Origin of the sequence: Pseudorhizobium halotolerans (assembly GCF_902153235.2) — a bacterium.
GTDB lineage: Bacteria > Pseudomonadota > Alphaproteobacteria > Rhizobiales > Rhizobiaceae > Neorhizobium > Neorhizobium flavum.
The window spans coordinates 1-2,317 of sequence record NZ_CABFWE030000003.1 but is presented as its reverse complement, the minus strand read 5'-3'; the positions used below and the strand labels follow the sequence as shown (position 1 = coordinate 2,317).

The 2,317-nt window shown below is 64.0% G+C and carries 2 protein-coding genes; both read left to right on the top strand.

What is annotated here, in order from left to right; translation table 11 throughout:
• Positions 1-48 precede the first annotated feature (48 nt).
• Complete coding sequence (locus FN060_RS03275) at positions 49-867, top strand: chromate resistance protein ChrB domain-containing protein (RefSeq protein WP_142586857.1); 819 nt, start codon at positions 49-51, stop codon at positions 865-867.
• Between the two features lie 2 nt (positions 868-869).
• Positions 870-2,273 (top strand): chromate efflux transporter, encoded by a 1,404-nt coding sequence (gene chrA, locus FN060_RS03270; protein ID WP_142586856.1) that lies wholly within the window; start codon positions 870-872, stop codon positions 2,271-2,273.
• The last annotated feature ends 44 nt before the right edge of the window (positions 2,274-2,317 follow it).

The window sequence follows — 2,317 nt, the reverse complement described above, 5'->3', positions numbered from 1 at the left end:
TCATGCTAGAGAATCGCGTCCATTGACCCGGCTAACGGAGGACGCGCGATGCCGTCGTTTCTTGAAATTTCACCCGAAAAACTGAGCCGCCTCATTGGTACACCAGGCGCTCCGGTGCTCATCGACGTGCGCACGGACGACGATTTTCAGGCCGATCCGAGGCTGATCCCGGGTTCGCGCCGCCATCCCTATGATGATGTCGCAGCCTGGGCTGGGCATGTGACCGGCGAAGCTGTCGTGACCATCTGCCAGAAGGGCAAGAAGCTCAGCCACGGCGTGGCCGCCTATCTGCGGACGGAAGGGATCACTGCCGAAGTTCTGGAAGGCGGGTTTGAGGCGTGGCAAGCCGCGGGTCTTCCACTGGTGCCGACCAGTCTCATTCCGGAGTGCGATGCTCAGGGGCGAACCGTCTGGGTGACGCGCGCGCGGCCGAAGATCGATCGTATCGCCTGCCCCTGGCTGATCCGGCGCTTCATCGATCCGCATGCTCTCTTCCTGTTCGTGGCGGCAAGCGAAGTCGCCGCCGTCGCTGAACGTTTCGGTGCCACGCCGTTCGATATAGAGGATGTCCTCTGGAGCCACCGGGGCGAGCTTTGCACGTTCGATGTGATGGTCGAGGCGTTCGGACTTTCGACACCGCCGCTCCTGCGGCTTTCGACGATCGTCCGCGGCGCCGATACGGCCCGGCCGGATCTGGCACCCGAAGTGGCGGGCCTGCTCGCTGCGTCGCTCGGCCTGTCGCGCATGTTCAACGACGACCTCGAACAGCTCGAAGCTGGAATGACCCTCTATGACGCTTTCTATCGCTGGTGTCGGGATGCGACCGGAGAGACGCATGACTGGCCTTCTGCCAGGAAGGGAGGCTGATCATGGCGGACACAATCGTGCCGGCAGAACCTTCGCGCGGGCCGGCGGAACACGGCATCTCGTTCATGGAGGCATTCAAGGTCTGGCTGCGCGTCGCGGCGCTGAGTTTCGGCGGTCCGGCGGGCCAGATCGCGGTCATGCACCGGATCGTCGTCGACGAGAAGAGATGGGTCGGCGAAAGCCGGTTCCTGCATGCGCTGAACTACTGCATGCTGCTGCCGGGCCCCGAGGCCCAGCAACTGGCCGTCTATCTCGGCTGGCTGATGCATCGCACCGCCGGCGGCCTGATGGCCGGCATCCTCTTCATCCTGCCCGGCTTCCTGTCGATCCTTGCGCTCAGCTATATCTACGTCCTCTACGGCGAGGTCTCCGCGGTCGCGGGGCTGTTCTTCGGATTGAAGGCCGCGGTGCTGGCAATCGTTCTGCAGGCTGTTTTCCGCATTGGCGGCAGGGCCTTGAAGAGCCTCGCGATGATACTCATCGCAGCCGCCGCCTTCGTCGCGATCTTCGCCTTCCAGGTGCCCTTTCCCCTGATCATCCTGGCGGCTGGCGTCATCGGCTATTTCGGGACAAGAACCGGACACGGATGGTTTGCAGTCTCCGGCGGACATAAGGCAGCGGCAGGCAAGATCCTGTCCGATGCGGATTCCGCGCTCGGCGAAGCCATGCCCGCGCATGCGAGGCCGAACCTCCAATGGTCGCTGCGTGTTTCCGTGGTCCTCTTGCTGCTGTGGCTCGCGCCCGTTGCAATTCTCTACGTCACGCTCGGCGCGGACAATGTCTTCACCCAGATCGGCGTCTTCTTCAGCAAGATGGCCGTGGTTACGTTCGGCGGCGCCTATGCGGTGCTGGCCTATGTCGCGCAGGAGGCGGTGCAGAACTATCAATGGCTGCGGCCCGGCGAGATGCTCGACGGGCTCGGCATGGCGGAAACGACCCCGGGACCGCTGATCATGGTGCTGCAGTTCGTCGGTTTCCTGGGCGCCTATCGCGACGCGGGCGGTCTCGGCCCCCTGCAGGCCGCAACGATCGGTGCCGTGCTTGCGACCTGGGTGACCTTCGTGCCGTGTTTCCTCTGGATCTTCCTCGGGGCGCCGTTCATCGAGCGGCTGCGTGGCAACGCGGCGATATCCGGCGGGATGGCGGCGATCACGGCCGCCGTCGTCGGCGTGATCCTCAACCTTGCGATCTGGTTCGGTATGCACGTCCTGTTTGCGGACGTGACCGCTATCCAGACCGGGCCGTTGTCGATGGAAGTTCCCGTGCTGTCGTCCGTCGACTGGGCCTCGCTCGTGCTGACGCTCCTGGCGATCCTTGCAATCTTCCGCCTGAAGATGTCGGTGATGACGGTGCTCCTCGGCAGCGCGGTACTCGGCATGGCCTGGACCCTTGCCGGCATGCGGTGAGGGCGGGATTTATCCTCACGCGACGCTTACCGGAAGCCGCATCA

Coding starts and splice junctions, on each gene's coding strand:
- FN060_RS03275 (WP_142586857.1), top strand. CDS start 49: ATGCCGTCGTTTCTTGAAATTTCACCCGAAAAACTGAGCCGCCTCATT.
- chrA (WP_142586856.1), top strand. CDS start 870: ATGGCGGACACAATCGTGCCGGCAGAACCTTCGCGCGGGCCGGCGGAA.